General features: G+C 70.6%; 17 protein-coding genes and 4 pseudogenes. 11 read left to right on the top strand and 10 right to left on the bottom strand.

Going from position 1 to position 19,559, the window contains the following annotated elements:
- Positions 1 to 3: 3 nt before the first annotated feature.
- Positions 4 to 156: pseudogene (locus ACTWO6_RS21780) on the bottom strand (IS6 family transposase); the annotation flags it as partial.
- Between the two features lie 358 nt (positions 157 to 514).
- Between ACTWO6_RS21780 and ACTWO6_RS21775 the strand changes: the two are divergent.
- Positions 515 to 2,575, top strand: a complete 2,061-nt coding sequence (locus tag ACTWO6_RS21775; RefSeq protein WP_446215661.1) for an NPCBM/NEW2 domain-containing protein — start codon at positions 515 to 517, stop codon at positions 2,573 to 2,575.
- Between the two features lie 148 nt (positions 2,576 to 2,723).
- Here the strand turns inward: ACTWO6_RS21775 and ACTWO6_RS21770 are convergent, their stop codons facing one another.
- The 4 genes from ACTWO6_RS21770 to ACTWO6_RS21755 are packed head-to-tail and all read right to left on the bottom strand — an operon-like array spanning position 2,724 to position 7,871.
- Positions 2,724 to 4,823 carry an alpha-galactosidase gene (locus tag ACTWO6_RS21770; protein WP_446215660.1) on the bottom strand — a complete coding sequence of 700 codons (2,100 nt, stop codon included), beginning with the start codon at positions 4,821 to 4,823 and terminating at the stop codon, positions 2,724 to 2,726.
- Complete coding sequence (locus tag ACTWO6_RS21765; protein ID WP_446215659.1) at positions 4,820 to 5,644, bottom strand: carbohydrate ABC transporter permease; 825 nt, start codon at positions 5,642 to 5,644, stop codon at positions 4,820 to 4,822. The genes ACTWO6_RS21770 and ACTWO6_RS21765 overlap by 4 nt, the downstream gene beginning before the upstream one ends.
- On the bottom strand, positions 5,641 to 6,579 hold the full coding sequence (locus tag ACTWO6_RS21760; RefSeq protein WP_446215658.1) for a carbohydrate ABC transporter permease: 939 nt from the start codon (positions 6,577 to 6,579) through the stop codon (positions 5,641 to 5,643). Before ACTWO6_RS21760 ends, ACTWO6_RS21765 begins: the two co-directional genes overlap by 4 nt.
- Positions 6,579 to 7,871 carry an ABC transporter substrate-binding protein gene (locus ACTWO6_RS21755; protein WP_446215657.1) on the bottom strand — a complete coding sequence of 431 codons (1,293 nt, stop codon included), beginning with the start codon at positions 7,869 to 7,871 and terminating at the stop codon, positions 6,579 to 6,581. The genes ACTWO6_RS21760 and ACTWO6_RS21755 overlap by 1 nt, the downstream gene beginning before the upstream one ends.
- 146 nt (positions 7,872 to 8,017) lie before the next feature.
- Between ACTWO6_RS21755 and ACTWO6_RS21750 the strand changes: the two genes are divergently transcribed.
- The 7 genes from ACTWO6_RS21750 to ACTWO6_RS21720 all read left to right on the top strand — a co-directional run bounded on the left by ACTWO6_RS21750 (position 8,018) and on the right by ACTWO6_RS21720 (position 14,146).
- Positions 8,018 to 8,776, top strand: a complete 759-nt coding sequence (locus ACTWO6_RS21750; RefSeq protein ID WP_446215656.1) for an SDR family NAD(P)-dependent oxidoreductase — start codon at positions 8,018 to 8,020, stop codon at positions 8,774 to 8,776.
- A gap of 34 nt (positions 8,777 to 8,810) precedes the next feature.
- Positions 8,811 to 9,524, top strand: a complete 714-nt coding sequence (locus tag ACTWO6_RS21745; protein WP_446215655.1) for a FadR/GntR family transcriptional regulator — start codon at positions 8,811 to 8,813, stop codon at positions 9,522 to 9,524.
- A gap of 51 nt (positions 9,525 to 9,575) precedes the next feature.
- A complete protein-coding gene (dgoD, locus tag ACTWO6_RS21740; protein ID WP_446215654.1) occupies positions 9,576 to 10,739 on the top strand; it encodes a galactonate dehydratase in 1,164 nt (387 codons plus the stop codon).
- Positions 10,740 to 11,032: 293 nt separating this feature from the next.
- Positions 11,033 to 11,638 (top strand): hypothetical protein, encoded by a 606-nt coding sequence (locus ACTWO6_RS21735; RefSeq protein WP_446215653.1) that lies wholly within the window; start codon positions 11,033 to 11,035, stop codon positions 11,636 to 11,638.
- A complete protein-coding gene (locus ACTWO6_RS21730; RefSeq protein ID WP_446215652.1) occupies positions 11,635 to 12,255 on the top strand; it encodes a bifunctional 4-hydroxy-2-oxoglutarate aldolase/2-dehydro-3-deoxy-phosphogluconate aldolase in 621 nt (206 codons plus the stop codon). The genes ACTWO6_RS21735 and ACTWO6_RS21730 overlap by 4 nt, the downstream gene beginning before the upstream one ends.
- The gene (locus ACTWO6_RS21725) at positions 12,252 to 13,241 is read left to right on the top strand and encodes a sugar kinase (RefSeq protein ID WP_446215651.1); all 990 of its coding nucleotides are present in this window, start codon (positions 12,252 to 12,254) and stop codon (positions 13,239 to 13,241) included. Before ACTWO6_RS21730 ends, ACTWO6_RS21725 begins: the two co-directional genes overlap by 4 nt.
- Positions 13,242 to 13,258: 17 nt before the next feature.
- Positions 13,259 to 14,146, top strand: a complete 888-nt coding sequence (locus tag ACTWO6_RS21720) for an SMP-30/gluconolactonase/LRE family protein (RefSeq protein WP_446215650.1) — start codon at positions 13,259 to 13,261, stop codon at positions 14,144 to 14,146.
- A gap of 78 nt (positions 14,147 to 14,224) precedes the next feature.
- Here the strand turns inward: ACTWO6_RS21720 and ACTWO6_RS21715 are convergent.
- A pseudogene (locus ACTWO6_RS21715) lies at positions 14,225 to 14,437 on the bottom strand (hypothetical protein); the annotation flags it as partial.
- Positions 14,438 to 14,439: 2 nt separating this feature from the next.
- Between ACTWO6_RS21715 and ACTWO6_RS21710 the strand changes: the two are divergent.
- The 3 genes and pseudogenes from ACTWO6_RS21710 to ACTWO6_RS21700 all read left to right on the top strand — a co-directional run bounded on the left by ACTWO6_RS21710 (position 14,440) and on the right by ACTWO6_RS21700 (position 16,645).
- Positions 14,440 to 15,482, top strand: a pseudogene (locus tag ACTWO6_RS21710) (P1 family peptidase).
- Between the two features lie 7 nt (positions 15,483 to 15,489).
- Complete coding sequence (locus ACTWO6_RS21705) at positions 15,490 to 15,747, top strand: SAM-dependent methyltransferase (protein ID WP_446215649.1); 258 nt, start codon at positions 15,490 to 15,492, stop codon at positions 15,745 to 15,747.
- Positions 15,719 to 16,645 (top strand): acetamidase/formamidase family protein, encoded by a 927-nt coding sequence (locus tag ACTWO6_RS21700; protein WP_446215648.1) that lies wholly within the window; start codon positions 15,719 to 15,721, stop codon positions 16,643 to 16,645. The genes ACTWO6_RS21705 and ACTWO6_RS21700 overlap by 29 nt, the downstream gene beginning before the upstream one ends.
- Before the next feature lie 179 nt (positions 16,646 to 16,824).
- Here the strand turns inward: ACTWO6_RS21700 and ACTWO6_RS21695 are convergent.
- From ACTWO6_RS21695 to ACTWO6_RS21680, 4 genes and pseudogenes are all read right to left on the bottom strand, one after another.
- Positions 16,825 to 17,505, bottom strand: a pseudogene (locus tag ACTWO6_RS21695) (class I SAM-dependent methyltransferase); the annotation flags it as partial.
- 101 nt (positions 17,506 to 17,606) lie between these two features.
- On the bottom strand, positions 17,607 to 17,810 hold the full coding sequence (locus ACTWO6_RS21690) for a cold-shock protein (protein WP_074308580.1): 204 nt from the start codon (positions 17,808 to 17,810) through the stop codon (positions 17,607 to 17,609).
- A gap of 194 nt (positions 17,811 to 18,004) precedes the next feature.
- The gene (locus ACTWO6_RS21685; RefSeq protein WP_446215647.1) at positions 18,005 to 18,424 is read right to left on the bottom strand and encodes an oxidoreductase; all 420 of its coding nucleotides are present in this window, start codon (positions 18,422 to 18,424) and stop codon (positions 18,005 to 18,007) included.
- Between the two features lie 109 nt (positions 18,425 to 18,533).
- Positions 18,534 to 19,517, bottom strand: a complete 984-nt coding sequence (locus tag ACTWO6_RS21680; RefSeq protein WP_446215646.1) for a glycine betaine ABC transporter substrate-binding protein — start codon at positions 19,515 to 19,517, stop codon at positions 18,534 to 18,536.
- Positions 19,518 to 19,559 lie beyond the last annotated feature (42 nt).

Raw genomic sequence — 19,559 nt, 5'->3', positions numbered from 1 at the left:
GAACCGGGCGGCGTCGGCCAGCAGTGGGGTGAACCGTTGCACCCATCGGTAGACGGTGACGTGGTCGACCTCGACACCGCGCTCAGCCAGGAGTTCCTCCACGTCCCGGTAGGACAGGTTGTAGCGCAGGTCCCACCGGACCGCGACGACGATCACCTCGGATGGGAAACGGAACCGGGTGAACGCCGACTTCGGCGGCGACCAGGGACGACGAGGACTCGACCGCGTCACCCGTCAAGCCTGCCTCGGTCCCTCGACACGGGCAACGCAACAGACCCCGCGGCCCTGTCGCGTTCCTGTGTGCACGGGGAGGGACGACTCCCCAGGTAACTCATAATTTAGGAATTAATATTGACACGCGCCGGTAACCCGCTGCAGGATCCTGGAAACAACCACAGGCGCGCGGGCATGGCCGGTCCGGCGACCGGCGCACCCTCCAACATGGAGTGGTGTGGCACGTCCACGATCAAGACGGGCCGGCACGCCTGATCGCTCGGGCAGCAAAGGATCCGATGTGAAACGACATCTCACCGCCCTGATCGCCCTCACGGCCGGTCTGCTGGTCGTGCCCGCACCCGCCCACGCCGCCGGCACGCAGCCGGCGGCGCAGCAGGTGCTCAGTCCCACGCCCTACCAGGGTTGGAACACCTACTTCGGTCTCGGTGGCAACTTCTCGGAACAGTCCGTGCGGGAGGTCGCCGACGCCCTGGTCGCCCGCGGCCTGGCCAAGGCCGGCTACGACATCGTCTGGCTGGACGGCGGCTGGCAGGACCCGGAGCCACGTACGGCCGCCGGCGACCTGCAGGCCGACCGGTCCCGCTTCCCAGACGGGCTGAGGCCGCTGGTCGACTTCATCCACTCCAGGGGGCTGAAGGCCGGCATCTACACCGACGCCGGGCCGTACATCCCAGGGAAGTGCGGACTCGGCAGCTACGGCTACTACCAGCGCGACGCCGACCAGATCGCCGCCTGGGGGTTCGACGCGGTCAAGGTGGACTTCCTCTGCGGGATCGCCGCGAACCTCGACCCGAAGACCGTCTACACGGAGTTCGCGCAGGCGCTGCGGAACAACGCCAGCGGGCGCCCCATCGTCTTCAACCTCTGCAACCCGGTAACCTCCCCGGACTGGGGCAACTACCCGGCCGAGCAGCAGTCGACGTACTCCTGGAGCTACGCGCCGGCGATCGCGCAGTCTTGGCGGACCTACACGGACGTGGGTTTCGTCGGCGACATCAAGTTCAAGGACGTGCTGCGTAACTATGACGCGAACGCGCGGCACCCCGAGGTCGCCGGGCCGGGGCACTTCAACGACCCGGACTACCTCGGCCCTGAGCTGGGGATGAGCGACGAGGAATTCCGTACCCAGATGACGCTCTGGGCGGTGGCCGCCGCGCCGCTGGTGATCGGCAGCGATGTCCGCAAGCTCAGCCAGACCTCAGTGGACATCCTCACCGACTCCGACGTGCTCGCGATCAACCAGGATCGCGCGGGTGTCCAGGCCGTCCGGGTCGGGTCCGCCGGAACGACGGAGACATGGGTGAAGCAGCTGGCCGACGGCTCGCGGGCAGTGGTGCTGCTCAACCGCGGCGACACGCCGAAGATCCTGACCACGGAGGCCTCGTCACTCGGCCTGTCCGGGTCGCGGTTCACCGTGAAGAACGCGTGGACCAACGAGGTCACCGAGAGCGCCGGCACCATCAGCGCCGCGGTCGCGGCCCACGGCGCGGCGCTGTTCCGGATCGAGTCGAACCACGGCCTGCCCGGTGTTCCGCACGTGACCGCCGGCCTGCCGCAGGTGACGCAGGTCGGTGGCGAGGCGACGCCGGAGGGAACGGCGCCGGTGCTCGCCGGTGGCGACGTGGCGCGGGTCGAGGTCGCGCTACGCAACGACGGTCTGCTTCCGGTGCTGGCGCCGCAGGTCACGCTGGCGGTGCCCGCCGGGTGGTCGGTCCGCTCGCTCGACCGCGCGCCGGTCCTGTTGGCCCCGGGCAAAGCCGCCACCTCTGCCTTCTCGGTGACCCTTCCGGCCGCCGCCGTTCCCGGTGCCGCCACGCTGATCGCCACCACGTCGTACGACGTGATCGGGAAGGGACGGCTTCGGCAGGAGACGAGCACGGGGGTGGTAGTCGCGCCGGCGCCACCGGACGGCGATGTCGTACTGTCGCACCACACGTGGATCAGTGCCACCAGCGGGTGGATGAGCCCGACGGTCGACCTGAGCGTCGGTGGCTGGTCGCCGATCAGCATGCTCGGCCAGGTCTACCCGACCGGCCTCGGCGTGGCGTCGCCGTCAACGGTCCGCTACTACCTTGGCGGCGACTGCAGCCGGCTGACCGCGACCGTCGGCATCGACGACGCGGTGCGCAACGTCGGACCCGAGGGTGGGACGTCGACCTTCCAGGTGATCGGCGACGGCCGGCTCCTCTTCGACAGCGGCCTGCTGACCCGCGACGACATCCGCCAGTTCGACGTCGACCTGACCGGCGTCCGGGTGCTCGACCTCCTGGTCGGTGATGCTGGCGACGGCGGCTACAACGACCGCGCCAACTGGGCCGGCCTCAACGCCACCTGCTGACCGCGCTCGGCCGCACCCAGGTGATGCTCCACCTGGGTGCGGCCGACGTCCGCAGGCGGGGGCAGGCCGTGGCTACCCATCGTCCTGCCTTTCGCGGTGTGGTTGCGGCCCGGGGTGGGGAGATGGCTTGAGCGGCGGACAGAAGGCGTCAGGCGCGCCGGAGCACGACGAGTTCGGCGTCGTGCTCGGCGGTCCACCGCACCGGCAGGCCGACCGCGGTGAGGTGGCTGCCGGAGTAGCGCTGTTCGCCGTGCCGGTAGACGCCGGCCGGGTCGATGCCGGCAAGCGGCAGCCGGACCGGGCGGGACGGCAGCAGGCCGGTGCCGTCGAGTCGGCCGGTGTGCCAGGCGAGGACCACAACGGTATCGGCGTCGGGGGAGGTGTATTGCACAGCGCAGCGGGGGTGTCCCGGGTCTCCGATCAGATGCACGGTGCCGTGCGTGATGACGTTCCGGATCTCCTTGTACCGGGCGATCCAGATTGCCGCCTCCGTGCGTTGGTCCGGGGTCCAGTGCCGGATGTCGGCGCCGATGCCGAGCACCCCGGCCATCGCGAGGACGAACCGGAACGCCAACGACCGGGGACGCGGGTCGAACAGTCCAGGTGAGTCGGTGACCCACGAGCTGAGCAGGTGCGGGGCGTTGGCGTGCAGGAAGCCGTACTGGATGGCCAGTCGGTCCAGCGGGCCGGTGTTGTCGCTCGGCCAGAAGACGTCGGCGCGGGCCGCCATGGCGAGGTCGGTACGGGCGCCGCCGCCGGCGCAGGCCTCGATCAGCACGTGCGGGTGGTCGCGACGCAGTTGCTCGTAGATCCAGTGCAGGTTGGCGACGTGCGCGCCGTCGAGATCGACGCGGCCACCCGCCCCGGTCCCCGCCGCCCAGCCTCGGCCCGGCTCGGTACGTGGTCGGTTGAAGTCCCACTTGAGGTAGTTGATGTCGTGGCGGCGCAGCAGCCCGTCCACGGTGGAGTGGACGAACTCGGCCACCTCGGGCCGGCCCAGATCGAGCAGGTACTGATTGCGGATCGGGGTGAGCGGCCGTCCCTGGATCCCGTAGACCCAGTCCGGGTGCTCGGCGTAGAGCTTCGAGCGCGGGTTGACGCACTCCGGCTCGACCCAGAGCCCGAAGTTGAGCCCCAGGGCCCGGACCTCCTTGATGAAGGCGTCGAACCCGGCCGGGAACTTCGCCGGGTCCGGCGTCCAGTCCCCCAGGCCGCCGGTGTCATCGTTGCGGCCGACGAACCAGCCGTCGTCGACCACGAAGGTCTCCACGCCGATCTCCGCGGCGATGCGGGCGAGGGCGAGCTGGTTCTCCGCGTCGACCGCGAAGTACGTTGCTTCCCAGGAGTTGTAGAGCACCGGCCGCGGCGTGAGTCGGCCGCCGGCGAGCTGGCGCTGGTACCGGTGCCAGACCCGGGCCAGGCCATCCAGCCCGTCCGGACTGTAGGCGCCGGTGACCGCCGGCAGCGTGAGCCGGCCACCGGGCGGCAGGTCCAGCGACCCGTCGACAAGGCGCCGGCCGGCCCGCACCCGGGTCAGGCCGCCGGTGTCCCGCTCCGCGGTGATCTCCCAGGAACCGGTCCAGTCCAACGCCACACCCCAGGTCGAGCCAGCCGGCTCGGCCTGGTCCCGAACCGTCAGCCAGGGGACGTACGCGTGCCCCGGCACGCCCTGCGCGCTGCCGACGGTGAACACGCCGTGCTCGAGGTCGACGTGGTCGAGCTGGAACTCCTGGGCCCACTGTCCCCACTGGTAGCTGAGCCGGGCGCCATGCGCGGTCGGTACGCAGAATCCGGCGGAGCCGGCTCGGACGAGTCGCAGCGGCTCCGACCCGGCGTTGGTCAGCTCTACCCACCGCCGTACCACGTCGGTACCGGGCGGCACCTGGTAGTGCAGCACCGCACGCAGGCCGGTGACCGGGTCCGCGAAGGTCACGGCCAGTGCCCGGTCGTCGCCGTCCGCGTCGACGTAGCTGACGGAGACCCGGCGGTCGCCGGCGGCGGTTTCCACCACCAGGTCGGCGCCCGTGAACGGGCGGGCCGCATCCGTGGCGTACTCGATCGGGGCGGCGTCCCCGGCCGTCAGGAACGGAACGGGCCCGGTGTACTCCACCGGCGACGGGCCCTCGCTGACCCCGTGCGGACCCCAGGCCACCAGTTCGAGCCAGCGTCCGTGCTCCGGTACGGCCACCGTGTACTCGATGTGCGCGCCGCGCAGCGTCCACCGGGCGTCGTTGCCCGCGTCGCTCACTTGACTGCTCCGATTGCAAGGCCGGACACGAAGTGCCGCTGGAAGCGGAGGAACACCAGCACGGTCGGCACCGCCGCGATCACCGTGCCGGCTGCGATGACGTTCCACGAGGAGACGAACTGCCCTTGGAGGCCGAGCAGCGCGGGGGTGACCGGCATCCGGTCGTCGGTGCGCAGCACCGTGATCGCCCAGAGCAGGTCGTTGAAGATCCAGGTGAAGGAGAGCGCGCCGAGGGCGGCGAGCGCCGGCCGGGTCAGCGGGAGGACGATCCGCGCGAAGATCTGGGCCGGCCCGGCGCCGTCGATGGCGGCCGCCTCCTGGATCTCGTTCGGCAGGTCACGCATGAAGCCGTGCAGCACGAACGTGTAGAAGCCGAGCCCGAAGCCGACCTGCACGGCGATCAGCGCCCACAGAGTGTCGTAGAGGCCGGTCAGCTCGCTGAACTTGCTCACCGGGATGAGCAGGATCTGCGGCGGCAGCAGGTTGCCGGCGAGCATGAGCAGCAGGATGGTGCGACGACCGGGTATCCGGTAGCGGCCGAGGGCGAAGGCCGCGACCGCGGCCAGGGCCAGGCTGAGCAGCACCGACGGTACGGCGACCAGCATGCTGTTGATCAGCGCCTGCAGTTCCCCGCCGTCGGTCCACGCCTGTCGGTAGGTGTCCAGCGTGAACGAGTGCGGCAGGCTGCCGACGCCGTGGGCGGCGATGTCGTCGAAGGTGCGCGTCGACATGACCACGACCCAGAGGATCGGGGCCAGCCAGAGCAGCGCCACCAGACTCATTCCGACGTGGAAGGCGCCGGTCCGGAGTGCGCGGGTCATGCGTCGTCCTCCCGGAACGCACGGACGAGGTAGCCGAGGATGACGGCGAGCGCCAGGATGAAGATCACCACGGCGATGGCGGAGCCGTAGCCCAGCCGCAGACTCTGGAACGCGGTCGAGTACATGTACGTGCTGAGCAGCTCGGACGAGTGGTAGGGACCGCCCTTGGTCAGCGCCCAGACGATGTCGAACGACCGCAACGAGTCGATCACGATGATCGAGAGCACGACCGCGTTGACGCCGCGCAGTTGGGGGACGGTGACGTGCCAGAGCCGCTGCCAGTTGTTGGCGCCGTCGGTCCGGGCGGCCTCGTGCAGCGCCGGGTCGATCGCCTTGAGTCCGGCGAGGTAGAGCACCATGATGTACCCGATCTGCCGCCACAGCGCGGGCAGAATGACCGCGTAGAGCGCGGTCTGCGGGTCGGCCAACCAGGGGCGGACCAGCTGTTCCAGGCCGACCGCGCGCAGGATCTGGTCGGCGATCCCGTCGGGCTGGTAGAAGACCCGCCACACCAGCGCGGTAACCACCAGCGAGAAGACCACCGGCGTGAAGAGCGCGGCCCGGTAGAAGCCGATCCCCCGGCGCTCCCGCTGCAGCAGCAGCGCCATGCCGAACCCGCCGACGACCGAGAGACCGCCGAAGAGCACCAGCCAGATGACGGTGTTGAGCAGGGCTCCCCGGAAGACCTGGTCGCCGGCCAGTTCCCTGAAGTTGGCGAGGCCGATGAACTGCGGCGGCGTCATGCCGTCCCATCGGGTCAGCGAGAAGTAGAAGCCCTGCAGGGCGGGCCAGAAGACCCAGATGGTCTCGACCACGAACGGGACGAGTACGAACGCCACCAGCAGCGGCGACAGGCGCGTGGCCGGCCGCCGCCGCGGGCGGGTGTCCGCCGGGCGCCGCTGTTCGCGGGCACCGGCCGGGGCGAGTGCGGTCATCAGCCCTTGAAGACCTTCTCCGCGCTGGCCTGCCACTCGCTCAGGATCGCGTCGATCTGGTCCGGCTTGTCGATGAACTTGGTGAGCGCGGTGTCCGCGGTCGGCTGCAGCGAGTCGCTGGAGTCGCGGTTGAAAAACTGCGTCAGCTCCTGGGCGCTCTCCAGCATCGCCTTGCCCTTGGCGACCAGCGGCCGGTCGGCCGCCTTGGCCTTCGGATGCGTCGGGAGCACGATCCCCGCGCTGTTGGCGATGTACGCCTCCTGCGCCTCGGCCGAGGCCGCGTAGGTCAGGAAGGCCTTGACGCTGGTCGGGTTCGCCGTCTTGGCGCTGGCGAAGAAGCCGTCGGTGGGCGCCTCCTCGGCCACCGGCACCGCCGGATCGATGATCGGGAACCGGAAGAAGTCGATGTCGTCGATGGCCTCCGTGGACGCGGCGTCGGCGAAGAACGTGCCGATCAGGAACATGCCCGTCTTGCCCGCCAGCAGCGCGGTGGTCGCCTCCTGGAACGGGTACGCCTTGCCCTTCGGGTCGAAGTACGGCAGCACCTCGCGCCAGCGGGTGAAGACCGCCTTCACCTTCGGGTCGTCGAAGCGCTGCTTACCGGCGAGCAGTTCGCGGTGGAACGGGGCGCCGTTGATCCGGATGTTGAGGTAGTCGAACCAGGCCGACGCCACCCACGGGGTGTCGCCGAGGCCGATGCCGATCGGGGGGATGCCCTTGCCCTTCAGCGTCTGGCAGAGCGTGAGGAACTCGGCCCAGGTCTTCGGCTCCTGCACCCCCCACTTGGCGAAGTGGGACTTGCGGTAGAAGAAGCCCCACCAGTAGTTGGTCATCGGTACGAAGACCTGCTTGCCGGTGGCGTCGGTGGAGAGGGAGCGCAGTGACCCGGGATACTCGGTCAGCCCGTTCCAGACGTCGGAGACGTCGAGCAGCAGCCCCTTGCGGGCGTAGTCGTTGGCGACCGAGCCGGCGTACCAGGTGTACAGGTCCGGCGGATTCGCCGAGGTCAGGTAGGTCGGCAGCTGGGTGCGGTAGGTCTCGGAGGCGATGGTGTTGAGCGTCGCCTTGCCCTTGTTCAGCTTGTTGAAGTTTTCGACGACCTTCTCCATCGCCGTCTTGGCCTGGGGCGAGGAGAGGTTGGACTGCAGGGTGATCGCGCCGGCGCCGTTACCGCCGCTGGAGGTGCTGGCGGAACTGGCGCAACCGACCAGGCTCGTGGCGCCGAGCGCGCCGAGGCTGGCGAGGCCGATGTGCCCAAGGAACCGGCGACGACTGGGGTCGTGGTCGCTCATGGGAGTGTCCCTTCCTCATCGATACGATGCGTGACGGTCGCGGTGTGTCGGTCCTGTAAACGGTGTGAGCAGAGGTTGCATCCACGGGCGACAACTGTCAAGATTTCTTCGTAATTAATGTTTTGATCTGCGAGTTTCGGCGGGCGGTGAGTCAGCACGTGCGACGGCTGGAAGGCAAGGTTGCCCTGGTCACAGGCGCTTGTGGAGGTATCGGTGCGGCCACTGCGCGGCGTCTGGCCGCCGAAGGCGCGGCCGTCGGCCTGGCCGACATCCGCGACCCCGGACCGGTAGCCGAAGAAATCACCGCCAGCGGTGGACGGGCACACTCGGTCATTGCGGACGTCGCCGACGAGGCCGCCTGGTCCAGCGCCGTGACCGCGTTCCGGGAGCACCTCGGCCCGGTGGACATCCTGGTCAGCAACGCCTACTTCAGCGAGGTGGCGCCCGCCCACCAGACCAGCCGCGAATCGTGGGACCGCCAGCTCGCGGTGAGCCTGACCGGCGGCTTTCTCGGCGTCCGGGCGTGCCTGGACGACCTGCGCGCCGGCCGCGGCGCGGTCGTGCTCGTCTCGTCCGTGCACGCGCTGGTCGGACTTCCCGGACACCCGGCCTACGCGGCGGCCAAGGGCGGCCTGGTCGCGCTCGGTCGCCAGCTCGCCGTCGAGTACGGCCCCGAGGTCCGGGTCAACACCGTCCTGCCGGGCCCGATCTTCACCCCGGCGTGGGACCGAGTGTCCGAAGAAGACCGAGAGCGTAGCGTCGCGCAGACCGTGGCCGGCCGGTTCGGCACGCCGAATGAGGTGGCCGCCGCGGTGGCCTTCCTCGCCTCACCGGACGCCGCCTACGTGACCGGCGCCAGCCTGGTGGTGGATGGTGGCTGGACCGCAGTGAAAGCCTCGGCCTGACAAATCGAACCAACGGACGAAAAGGCGCAGAGCATTGGCACAGTACGCACGCCGCGGTGTCCACGGTCAGACCGTCGAGGTCATCGCCCGGCGCATCCTCGCCGGCGAGATCGCCGAGGGCGCCACCCTGAACCTCGCCGCCCTGCAGGAGGAGCTCGACGTCAGCCTCACGGCGTTGCGGGAAGCGCTCAAGGTCCTCACCGCCAAGGGCATTGTCGACGCCCGGCAGAAGCGCGGCACGTTCGTGCGACCCCGGACGGACTGGAACCTGCTCGACGGCGATCTCATCCGGTGGCAGTTCGCCGAGGGGGCCGGTCAGCACCTGCTCGACCAGCTGCACGAAGTACGCAGCATCGTCGAACCGGCGGCGGCGCGGCTCGCCGCGCTGCGGGCCACCGAGGCCGACCTCGCCGTCCTCGACAGCGCGCTGGACGAGATGTCGGCTGCGGCCGACCCGACCGCCAAGGTCCACGCCGACCTGAGCTTCCATCGTGCGCTGCTCGCCACCACCCACAACGAACTGCTGGAACGCATGGAGGTGGTGATCGAGACCGGGCTGGCCGAGCGGGACCGGCTGGTACACGGAGTGGCCCGGCACGACGACCCCGTACCCAGCCACCGGGCGGTGGTGGAGGCGATCCGGGCCAACGATCCCGGTGGCGCCGAGCAGGCCATGCGCGGCCTGCTGGACAAGGCGGTCCGGGACGTCCAAAAGGTACGCGAACGCAAACGAGGCGACAGCGAGTGAGCATCGGCCGTCTGCGGCCAGCGGAGCGCAGCGAGCCGGTAGCCGAGCAACATGGCAGAGAGGCACCTGGTGAAGATCGACCGAATTGAGACCTTCCTCATTCCGCCGCGGTGGCTGTTCTGTCGGGTGGAGACTGACGAAGGGCTGGTCGGGTGGGGCGAGCCCGTGGTGGAGGGCCGGGCCGAGGTGGTCCGCAGCGCCGTCGACGTGCTCGCCGAGTACCTGATCGGCGAGGATCCGCTCCGGATCGAGCAGCATTGGCAGGTGCTCACCAAAGGCGGCTTCTATCGGGGTGGGCCGGTGCTCTCCAGCGCCGTGGCCGGCCTCGACCAGGCGCTGTGGGACATCGCCGGGCAGGCGTACGGCGCCCCGGTGCACGCGCTGCTCGGCGGAGCGGTCCGCGACCGGGTCCGCATCTACTCGTGGATCGGCGGCGACGAGCCGGGCGAGGTGGCCGACGCGGCCGCCGCACAGGTCGCTGCCGGAATGACCGCGATCAAGATGAACGCCTCCGGTCGCCTCACCGCCATCCCCACGTCCGCCGAGGTCGCCGCTGTGGTACGCCGGGTCGCCACCGCGCGCGAGGTGCTTGGCGAGGAGCGGGACATCGCCGTCGACTTCCACGGCCGGGCCACTGCCGCGGCGGCCCGCCGCATCCTGCCGGAACTCGCCCCGCTGCGGCCACTCTTCGTCGAGGAGCCGGTCGTGCCGGAGCAGAGCCACCGGCTGGCCGACATCGTCACCGCCTCGCCGGTCCCGGTCGCCACCGGCGAGCGGCTCTTCGGCCGGCACGAATTCCTCGCTCCACTGCAGGCCGGCGTGGCGGTGGTCCAGCCCGACCTGTCCCACGCGGGGGGCATCTCGGAGGTCCGCCGGATCGCGGCGATGGCGGAAACCTTCGGTGCGGTGCTGGCGCCGCACTGCCCGCTCGGGCCGATTTCGCTCGCCGCCAGCCTGCAGGTCGCGTTCGCCACGCCCAACTTCCTGATTCAGGAGCAGAGCATCGGCATCCACTACCACGAGGGTTCGGACCTGCTCGACTACCTGGTCGATCCGGAGCCGTTCCGGTTTGTCGACGGGCACCTGCGCCGACCGGAGGCGCCTGGTCTTGGCATCACCATCGACGAGGCGGCGGTGCGTGCCGCCGCTCGCCAGGGTCATGCCTGGCGTAATCCCGTCTGGCGCCACGACGACGGCTCGTTCGCCGAATGGTGAGCCCGGTCGACGGCGGGTCTGTCCCACCCGCGGGGCAGGTGCCGTCGGGCACGGTCGATGTTCCGTTGCGGGTCGTAACTGACGACCGGCAGGGCGGACGGTGGACCAGCCTGGCCGGCGCCGGCCGCGAGTGGCTCTGGCGTGGTACCGCCACCGGTCGTGACCGAGTCAGCCCGGGCGATGCGTTCGTCGACGCGGGCGGCCTGGAAGAGTGTGTGCCAACGGTACGCGGCACGCCCGACCACGGGGCCGCTTGGTCCCGCCGATGGCGGTCGGTCGGCTCGGGCAGAGCCGTGGTCGAGTGCCCCGACTTCACGCTCACCCGGCAGCTCACCGAGCAGGCCGGGGGAGTGGTGGCCCGCTACCGGCTACTGGCCGCCCCGGGATACCGGTTCGTCTGGGCCGCGCACGCCCTGCTCGACCTGTCACCGGCAGCCCGGCTGCTCGCTCCGGCAGGCACCCCCACCCGGCTCTACCCGGAGGCGGACGAAGAGGTCGCTGACGGAACGTGGGCGGCCGGCAGTCGCTGGCACACCGCGCCCTGGCCCATCTCGCCCGGACTGCCGCTGGACCGGCTCGGCCCGGACGACGGCACCGCGCTCGGCGCCATTCTGGTCGGCTGCCCCGACGTGCAGGTGGTAGATGGCGCCGACACGCTACGGCTGCGTCTCGACTGTCCCGGCCAGCCTCGATCCACGGCGCTCTGGCGGAACCTGCGCGGCTGGCCGGTGCCGAGGCCGTACCGCAGCATCGGGGTCGAACCGATGCTCGGCGCGGTCTTCGACCTGGGCGAGGCCGACCCCGCCGGCGGTGACGCAGCGGTGGTTCCGGCCGGCGGCGAGGTCGACTGGCAGCTCACCATCTCCGCCCATCGATCGTCCGGAGGCGACCACCGTTGAACCTGCTCGACACCCTGCGCACCCACCGGCTGCTGGCGATCGTGCGTTCCGACGATCCAGACGCCGCCTTGGCCGCGGTGCTGACCCTGGCCGACAGCGGCGTCAAGCTGATCGAAGTGTCGTTCACCAGCACCGACGCACCAGGTGTGCTGCGCCGGGCGCGCGCCGCGCTCGGCGCCGACTACGGTCTGGGTGCCGGTACGGTGCTCACCGTCGACGAGGCCCGGCAGGCCGCCGCGGCCGGCGCCGGTTACCTGGTGACCCCGGCGCTGGCGCCGAGCCTCGCCGAGGCGGGTCGACTCGGGCTGCCGGTGCTGACCGGCGCGCTGACCCCGACCGAGGTGGTCCAGGCCAACACCGGGGGCGCGACGGCGGTCAAGCTCTTCCCCGCCTCGCTGGGTGGCCCGGATTATCTGCGTGCCCTGCGCGACCCGTTCCCGCGTACCCCGTTCGTTCCTGTCGGCGGCGTGGACGCCGAGTCCGCCCGCGGCTACCTCGACCGGGGCGCCATCGCGGTCGGCGTCGGCACACCGCTGCTCGGCGACGCCGCCCGCGGCGGTGACCTGAGTGCGTTGCGCGGGCGGGCCGCCGACTTCCTCGCGGCGGTCGCGGCATGACCGGCTACGCCCTCACCCCGGACCCCAGGTTCGACGGCGGTTCCGGCATCGACGTGGTGACGCTAGGTGAGACCATGGCGTCGTTCCGGGCCGCCACGCCGCTTCGGCTGGGCGGTACCGTCGGGCTCTCCGTCGCCGGCGCCGAGTCGAACGTGGCGATCGGCCTGGCCCGACTCGGCCACTCGGTACGGTGGATCGGCGTCACCGGCGCGGACGAGCTGGGCGAGTTGGTCCGCCGTACGCTGCGCGCGGAAGGAGTCGACCTGAGCCTGGCCCGGATCGACCCGGACGCCCCGACCGGGCTGATCCTGTTCGAGGCCCGGATTGGCGACATCAGCCGGGTCAGCTACTACCGGACCGGCTCGGCCGGCTCGCGGCTCGGCCCGAAGGATGTGGCGCCCGCGTTCGCGGCGCCCGCGCGGGTGCCCCGGATCCTGCACGTCACCGGCATCACCGCCGGCCTCGGCGAGCGGCCCTGTGCCGCCGTGCGGGCGGCGGTCGACGCGGCCCGGGCCGCTGGCGCACTGGTCTGCCTGGACGTGAACTACCGGCACCGACTCTGGCCCGTCGATCGGGCCGCCCTCGCGCTCCGCCCGTTGCTGCCTTCGGTCGACCTGCTCGTCGCCTCCGACGACGAGCTGTCCGTGTTGAGCGACGACCCGGATCCGGTCACGGCCCTGCGGGCGGCCGGCGTATCCGAGGTGGTGGTCAAGCACGGTGGGCAGGGCGCCACCAGCCACACCGCGCAGGGCAGCGTGCATCGACCGGCCCGTACCGTCCCGGTGGTGGATGCCGTCGGAGCCGGCGACGCGTTCGTGGCCGGCCTGCTCTCCGCCACGCTGGACCAGCTCGACGTTTCCGGCCGGCTCGACCGGGCCGTCACCACCGGGGCGTTCGCCGTCGCCAGTTCGGGGGACTGGGAAGGACTGCCCAACCGGGCCGAACTGTCGCTGCTCGACCACGCGCCCGGTACGGCCGTGCGCTGACGCCTTGGGAGGAATTGATGCGGCTCACCGAACCGACCCCGTGGAGCGCCGACCGGTTCGAGCTGGGCGAGGGTGCCCGCTGGGTGGACGGGCGTCTGATCCTCGTGGATCTGCTCGCCGGCCGGCTGCTGGAGACCACCGGCGACAAGCCCGGGCCGCTGCGCGAGCTGCGCCGGCTGGACGCGCCGCTCGGCGCGGTGGCGCCGGTTGCCGGGGCGGCCGGTGACTGGCTCGCCGCCGTCGGCACCGGCGTCGCGCTGCTCACCGGTGCCGACGGCTACCGGCCGGTGGCCGACCTGGAGAGCGGCAACGCGGCGCCGGCCCGGATGAACGACGCGGTCGCCGACCCGCACGGGCGCTTCTGGGCCGGAAGCATGGCGCAGGACACCACGCCCGGCGCGGGCACCCTCTACCGAATCGCCCGCGACGGCGTGCCCGTGCCCGCTGTGACCGGCTTGACCATCACCAACGGACCGGCGTTCGACGCCGAAGGGTGCACGATGTACCTGGCCGACACCGCCCGTGGCGAGGTGGATCGGTTCACTGTGGACCCGCGCACCGCCGAGCTTTCCGGCCGCGAGCCATTCCTGCGGCTGGCCGCCGCGGAGGGCGCCCCGGACGGGATGACGGTCGACGCGGCCGGTCACCTCTGGGTGGCACTGTGGGGTGGGTACGCGGTGCGCCGGTACCGCCCGGACGGCAGCCTGGAGCGCGAGCTGCGGCTTCCGGTGGCCCAGCCCACCAGCGTCTGCCTCGGCGGCCCACAGCTGCAGCGGCTCTTCATTACCAGCGCCCATTACGGGCTGGCGGCACGCGGGCCGCTGGACGGTGTCCTGCTCGCCATCGACGTCGACGTTGCCGGGACCCCCGCCCGTGCAGTTGACCCTTTCGAAAGACGTTCTTGATCTTCGGGCGGCGCCAGGCGCATGCCCCCAGACGTGGTCCCAGTGGCGGTGGGTGTAGACCAGCCGGCGTGGTGCCGGCAGCCCGGCCGCCTCGATCGCCGCACGTATCCGCCGGGCGACCGCGGGGCTGTTGCCGGCGTCGACCAGCACGCTGCCCGACTGGTCCGCGCTGACCGCGACCCCACCCTGGATGTGTCCTGGTCCTCGTCGTGCGGATACCACCACACCCGGCCGGCCAAATTCCGCAACGATCCTCGCATCGCCGGGCTGTAACAACGACGACAGGAGCATTCATGAACCCGCTTAGTTGCCGCGCCCGCGACCTCGGGGTCGTCGTCGGGCCGCTGCCCACCGGGCGGCACAACGCGATCACCGATGTCGCCGGGACCCTGGTCGGGCACACCACCATCGACGACGGCGTCGACCTGCACACCGGTGTCACCGCCGTCGTGCCGAGCCAACTCGGCCCCGGGCGGTGGACTCTGCCGGCCGCCGTGTACTCCGGCAACGGCTACGGGAAACTCGTCGGCTCAACCCAGGTGGACGAACTCGGCGTGCTGGAGTCGCCGATCGTCCTGACCGCTACGCTGTCCGTGTTCCGGGCCGCGGACGCGCTGCTGGGTTACCTGATGGACCGCCGGCCGGACGGCTTGTCGTTCAGCCCCCTGGTGGGCGAGACCAACGACGGCCACCTTTCGGACATCCGCCGCCGCCCGATCACCAGGGAACACGTGCTCGCCGCCATCACCCAGGCGTCCGGCGGACCGCCGGCGGAGGGCTGCGTCGGGGCCGGCACCGGCACCACGGCCCTGGGCTTCAAGGCCGGCATCGGCACCTCGTCGAGGACGGTGCGGGTGGCCGACCGTGCGGCGACGGTCGGCGCCCTCGTCCAGTCCAACTTCGGCGGAGTGCTGACCGCCCTCGGCGTCCCGCTGCCGGCCGACGAGCTGATCCCGGACGCCGACCGGACCGAGCCGCCCGGCAACTCGTGCATGATCGTCGTGGCCACCGACGCGCCCCTGGACGCCCGGCAGCTCGGACGGGTCGCCCGGCGGGCGGTCTTCGCGATGGGTCGGGTCGGGGCGTCGTACAGCAACGCAGCGGCGACTACGCGATCGCGTTCAGCACGGCACAGCCGGACCAGCCACCCATCCCCGACGGGGAGATCAACCCGGTCGTCGCCGCCGTCCTGGACTCCGTCGAGGAAGCGCTGCTCAACTCACTCTTCACCGCCGCCACCACCACCGGTGCGGGCGGTCGTACCAGTCACGCCATTCCACCCGGAGCGGTGATCCGACGGTTGTCGGCGGCCGGCCGGCTGGCGGCGCGAAGCTGATCCGGCGGTGACCGTGTCGTTGCTGCCGCCGGGCCCGGTTGCCCAGGACGTCGCGCCCAAGTCACCGATCGTCTACGTGGACAACGACCCGACGGTCCTCGTGCACGCCCGGGCGCTGCTCGGCAGCACAACCTCCGAGGGAGTCACGGCGCCGTCCCGAGGCGGACTGCTCGCCACGCCCGAGGGGGGATGTCACGCATCTACCCCGTCCCGGGAACAGCAACTAGCCTGCGCAGATGCGACACACCCTCGCACCTGGCGATAAAACCCTGCACGGCCATTTCTCCCCCGACTTCCCACCGGTGCTCACCATCGACCCCGGCGACACCGTCACCTACCGCACCCTGGACTGCTGGTGGTCGGCCGGCCCGTACCCCGGCGGGCGAAACCGGGAACGGCCCCGGGCACCGCAATACCAGCCCGACCACGGACACGCGCTGATCGGTCCGGTTGCGGTCCACGGCGCCCGCGCCGGCCAGACCCTCGAGGTACACATCGACGCGATCGTCCCGGCCACCTGGGGAACCACCGTGGCCGGCGGCTGGCCGAGCGGTTTCAACCAGCGGTACGGCGTCGAGGAGGAAGGGGTGGTGCACGCCTGGGAACTGGACCCGGTGGCCATGACCGGCCGCAACCAGCAAGGCCACACGGTCGCGCTGCGTCCCTTCATGGGGGTGCTCGGCATGCCGCCGGCCGAGCCGGGGCGGCACTCGACGGTCCCGCCCCGACCCTGCGGCGGCAACCTGGACTGCAAGGAATTGACCGCCGGCAGCACCCTGCTGCTACCGATCCCGATCGACGGGGCACTGTTCTCAGTCGGGGATGGGCACGCCGCGCAGGGGGACGGGGAAATCGGCGGTACCGCGATCGAGTGCCCGATGGACGAGGTGACCCTGACCTTCAACGTCCGCGACGACTTCCCGGTCACCGGCCCCGTGGCCCGAACCGCGGACGCCTGGCTGACACTTGGCGTCGGCGCGACCCTCGACGACGCCACGTTCATGGCCGTGAACTCGATGCTGACCCTGATGCAACGGTTGTACGACGTCAGCCGCCCCGACGCGGTGGCGCTGGCCAGCATCGCGGTCGACGTACGGGTGACGCAGATCGTCAACCAGACCGTCGGCGCGCACGCGGTGCTCCACAACGGCGCGCTGCGCTGAGCCGACACAACGGCCGGCTCCACCGATGCTCACCACTGTTCTCCATGCACACAGGCAGCCTGCAGCCCGCGCAGTTCCGCCGGCTGGTGCGCCTGGTCGCCGGGCGGGGCGGGGACGCCATCGCTGACGGCCGATATGCCGGGTGGCGATCCTGCCCGGTCGTCCACCTGGTCGCGTCGTGGCTTGAGCACGCTCGTCAGGTGAAGCTGCGCGTCTTCCGGAGCGCTGCTCACCGGCACCTCGTAGGTCGCCACCCGCTCCAGCCAGTCATGCGGCACGTGGCCCCGGTCCGGATCGCCGACGAGGACCTGACCGCCATTCGCCACGACACGGGCGAGGAACGGCAGCATCCGGGCCGCCACAGACGGGTGGTAGAGCGCGTCACCGGTCAACACCACATCCACGCCGTCACCGTCGCCGTCAAGCAGGTCACTCGACGACAGGGTCAGGTCGACGCCGTTGGCGTGGGCGTTGGCACTGATTGCCGCGATCGAGTAGGGGTCGATGTCGTTGGCGGTGACACCGGCGGCGCCCGCGATCGCCGCGGCGATGGCGACCAGTCCGGAGCCGGAGGCGACGTCGAGGACATGGCGACCGGCCACGGTGTCCGGGTGATCGAGGATGTAACGCGCGAGAGCCTGTCCGCCGGTCCAGGCCGACGCCCAGAACGGCGGCGGGAGGACGTGCCCCGCCTCGGCTTCGAGCCGGGCCCAGAGGACGATCGCGTCCTCGGCCATGACCAGTCGCACCTCTGGCACCAGCGGCACCGGGGCCAGCCGGAGCCGATCGATGCTGGCTGTCCCGGGCGCGCACTCGGGGGCGGACAGCGCGTACAACACCAGCGGTTCGAGGCCGGGCACGACCGCGGCGTCGGAACGGACCGGTATTCGCCGGGCCGTGGTCTTAGCCGCCGCCGTGGCGACGGGCGAGACCTCGTCGCCACGGCTCGGCGGAGTCAACGTCAGACCAGACGGATGTTAGCGGCCTGAAGCCCCTTCTGGCCCTGCTCGACGTCGAACTCGACCCGCTGATTCTCGTCCAGGCTGCGGAACCCGCTCGATGAGATGGCGGAGAAGTGGGCGAAGACGTCCGCGCCGCCGCCATCCTGCGTGATGAAGCCGAAACCCTTGTCCGCGTTGAACCACTTGACTGTACCGAAGGCCATGTCTTCTCCTCTGAGTAGTTTATGGAGCCACGTACGGCCCCGGTTGTCGCCGCTGCTCGTCCGGAAGAACCGGCAGAACAAATAGCGCCCGGCGGGTTGGATACCCACCAGGCGCTGGCAAAGTATGCGACAAACCAAAGCTTGCAACCCGCTCACGCTAGCACGGGCGCGCCGCCCGCCCGGTGTCCTGGCTGTCAGCGCTGACCGCGCCGGCTACCAACCCGAGTGCCGGAAGAGAACGCCGCCGCGCCCTGCGGCGCGGACGTGGTTTCCGAAGAGAGCTTCGACGTTTGGCTGCAGTCGATGGCGATTCCCGCCGACGCGGCGGACTCACCGCTGGAGTGGCTCACGGCCCTGGCGGTGAGTACGGCGAGGGCGCCAGCTCGGACATCCCGCCGACCAGCGCCCTCACGCGGCTGCGTTCCTTCGGTGATGATCAGTCCCGCGGAGGCGCGCTGACCGTAATGGGTCGCCGAGATCTGCTGCGGCACCTGACGCTCGCCGGCACGGTTGCGCGTCCGTGGTGCCATGGCGATCCGGTCGGCCAGTTCGAGCTTGCCGACCGTGACCGGGCTGAACAGGGTTGTCATCGTGTCCGCTGCGTCGGCCTCCATCGCGGTTCGCATCTCTTTTCTGGCCTGGCGGCGATCAGACCATCGACCTGGACGGCTACGACCGCGAGCGGCTCCCCGGGCCCGGGGAGCCGCTCGCGGTCGCGGGAGATCAGGCGATGAAGCCCTCTTCCTTCAACCAGTCCGCGGCGACCTGCGCCACCGGCTCGCCCTTGACGTCGACGCGCTCGTTGAGCTTGCGGATGGTGTCGTCGTCGAGCTTGGCGGTGATCGGCTCAAGGATCTTGGTCAGGCTCGGGTACTTGGCGGCAGTTGCGCCGTTGACCGTCAGCGCCGGGTTGTAGATCGGGAAGAAGTTCTTGTCGTCCTCCAGGACCACCAGGTCGAGGTTGCTGATCCGGCCGTCGGTGGTGAACACCTCACCGAAGTTGCAGGACTCGCCCTTCTTCGTCTCGGTGTAGACGACCCCGGTGTCGACGGTCCTGATGTTGGACCTCGGCACGTTCAGGCCGTACATCTTGGTCATGCCGGGCCACCCGTCGTTCCGCCCGGTGAACTCGCTCTCCAGGCAGAAGGTCGCGTCGGCCGGCTTGCTCTTGGCGAACGCGGCGAGGTCGGACAGGGTGCGGAGGTTCCACTCCTTGGCCTTCTCCGCGCGCACCGCCATCGCGTAGGTGTTGTTGGCCGGCGCGATGGGACCCCACACGACCTGGTTCTTCTCCTTGTCCTCCTTGACCACCGCGTCGTACTGGTGCTTCGAGTCGGGGATCGGGTCGGTGTGGTTCAGGTAGGTGATCCAGGCGGTGCCGGTGTACTCCCAGTACACGTCGACATCCCCGGCGAGCAGGGCCTTGCGGGCGTTGACCGATCCCTTGATGTTGGTCTGGTCGGTCACGTTCGCGCCGGCCGCCTTAAGCGCCTGCATGGCGATGTGGCCGAAGACGATGTTCTCGGTGAAGTCCTTGGAGCCGACCACGATCGTCTGGCCGGCGAGCGCGTCGTCCTGCTTGATCGACCCCGCACCGACAGCCACCTGCCCACCGGAGTCCTCCGTGGTGACCGAGCAACCGGCCAGTGCCAACGTGATGAGTGCGGTGCCGGCGGCCAGCCGGGAAAGGGGCATGCGGGTACGCATCAAGGACCTCCACGACGCACGGGGCGTCGATTGGGGAAAAGG

Source organism: Micromonospora sp. IBHARD004 (genome assembly GCF_052814115.1).
This window is presented reverse-complemented; position numbering and strand designations above follow the sequence as displayed.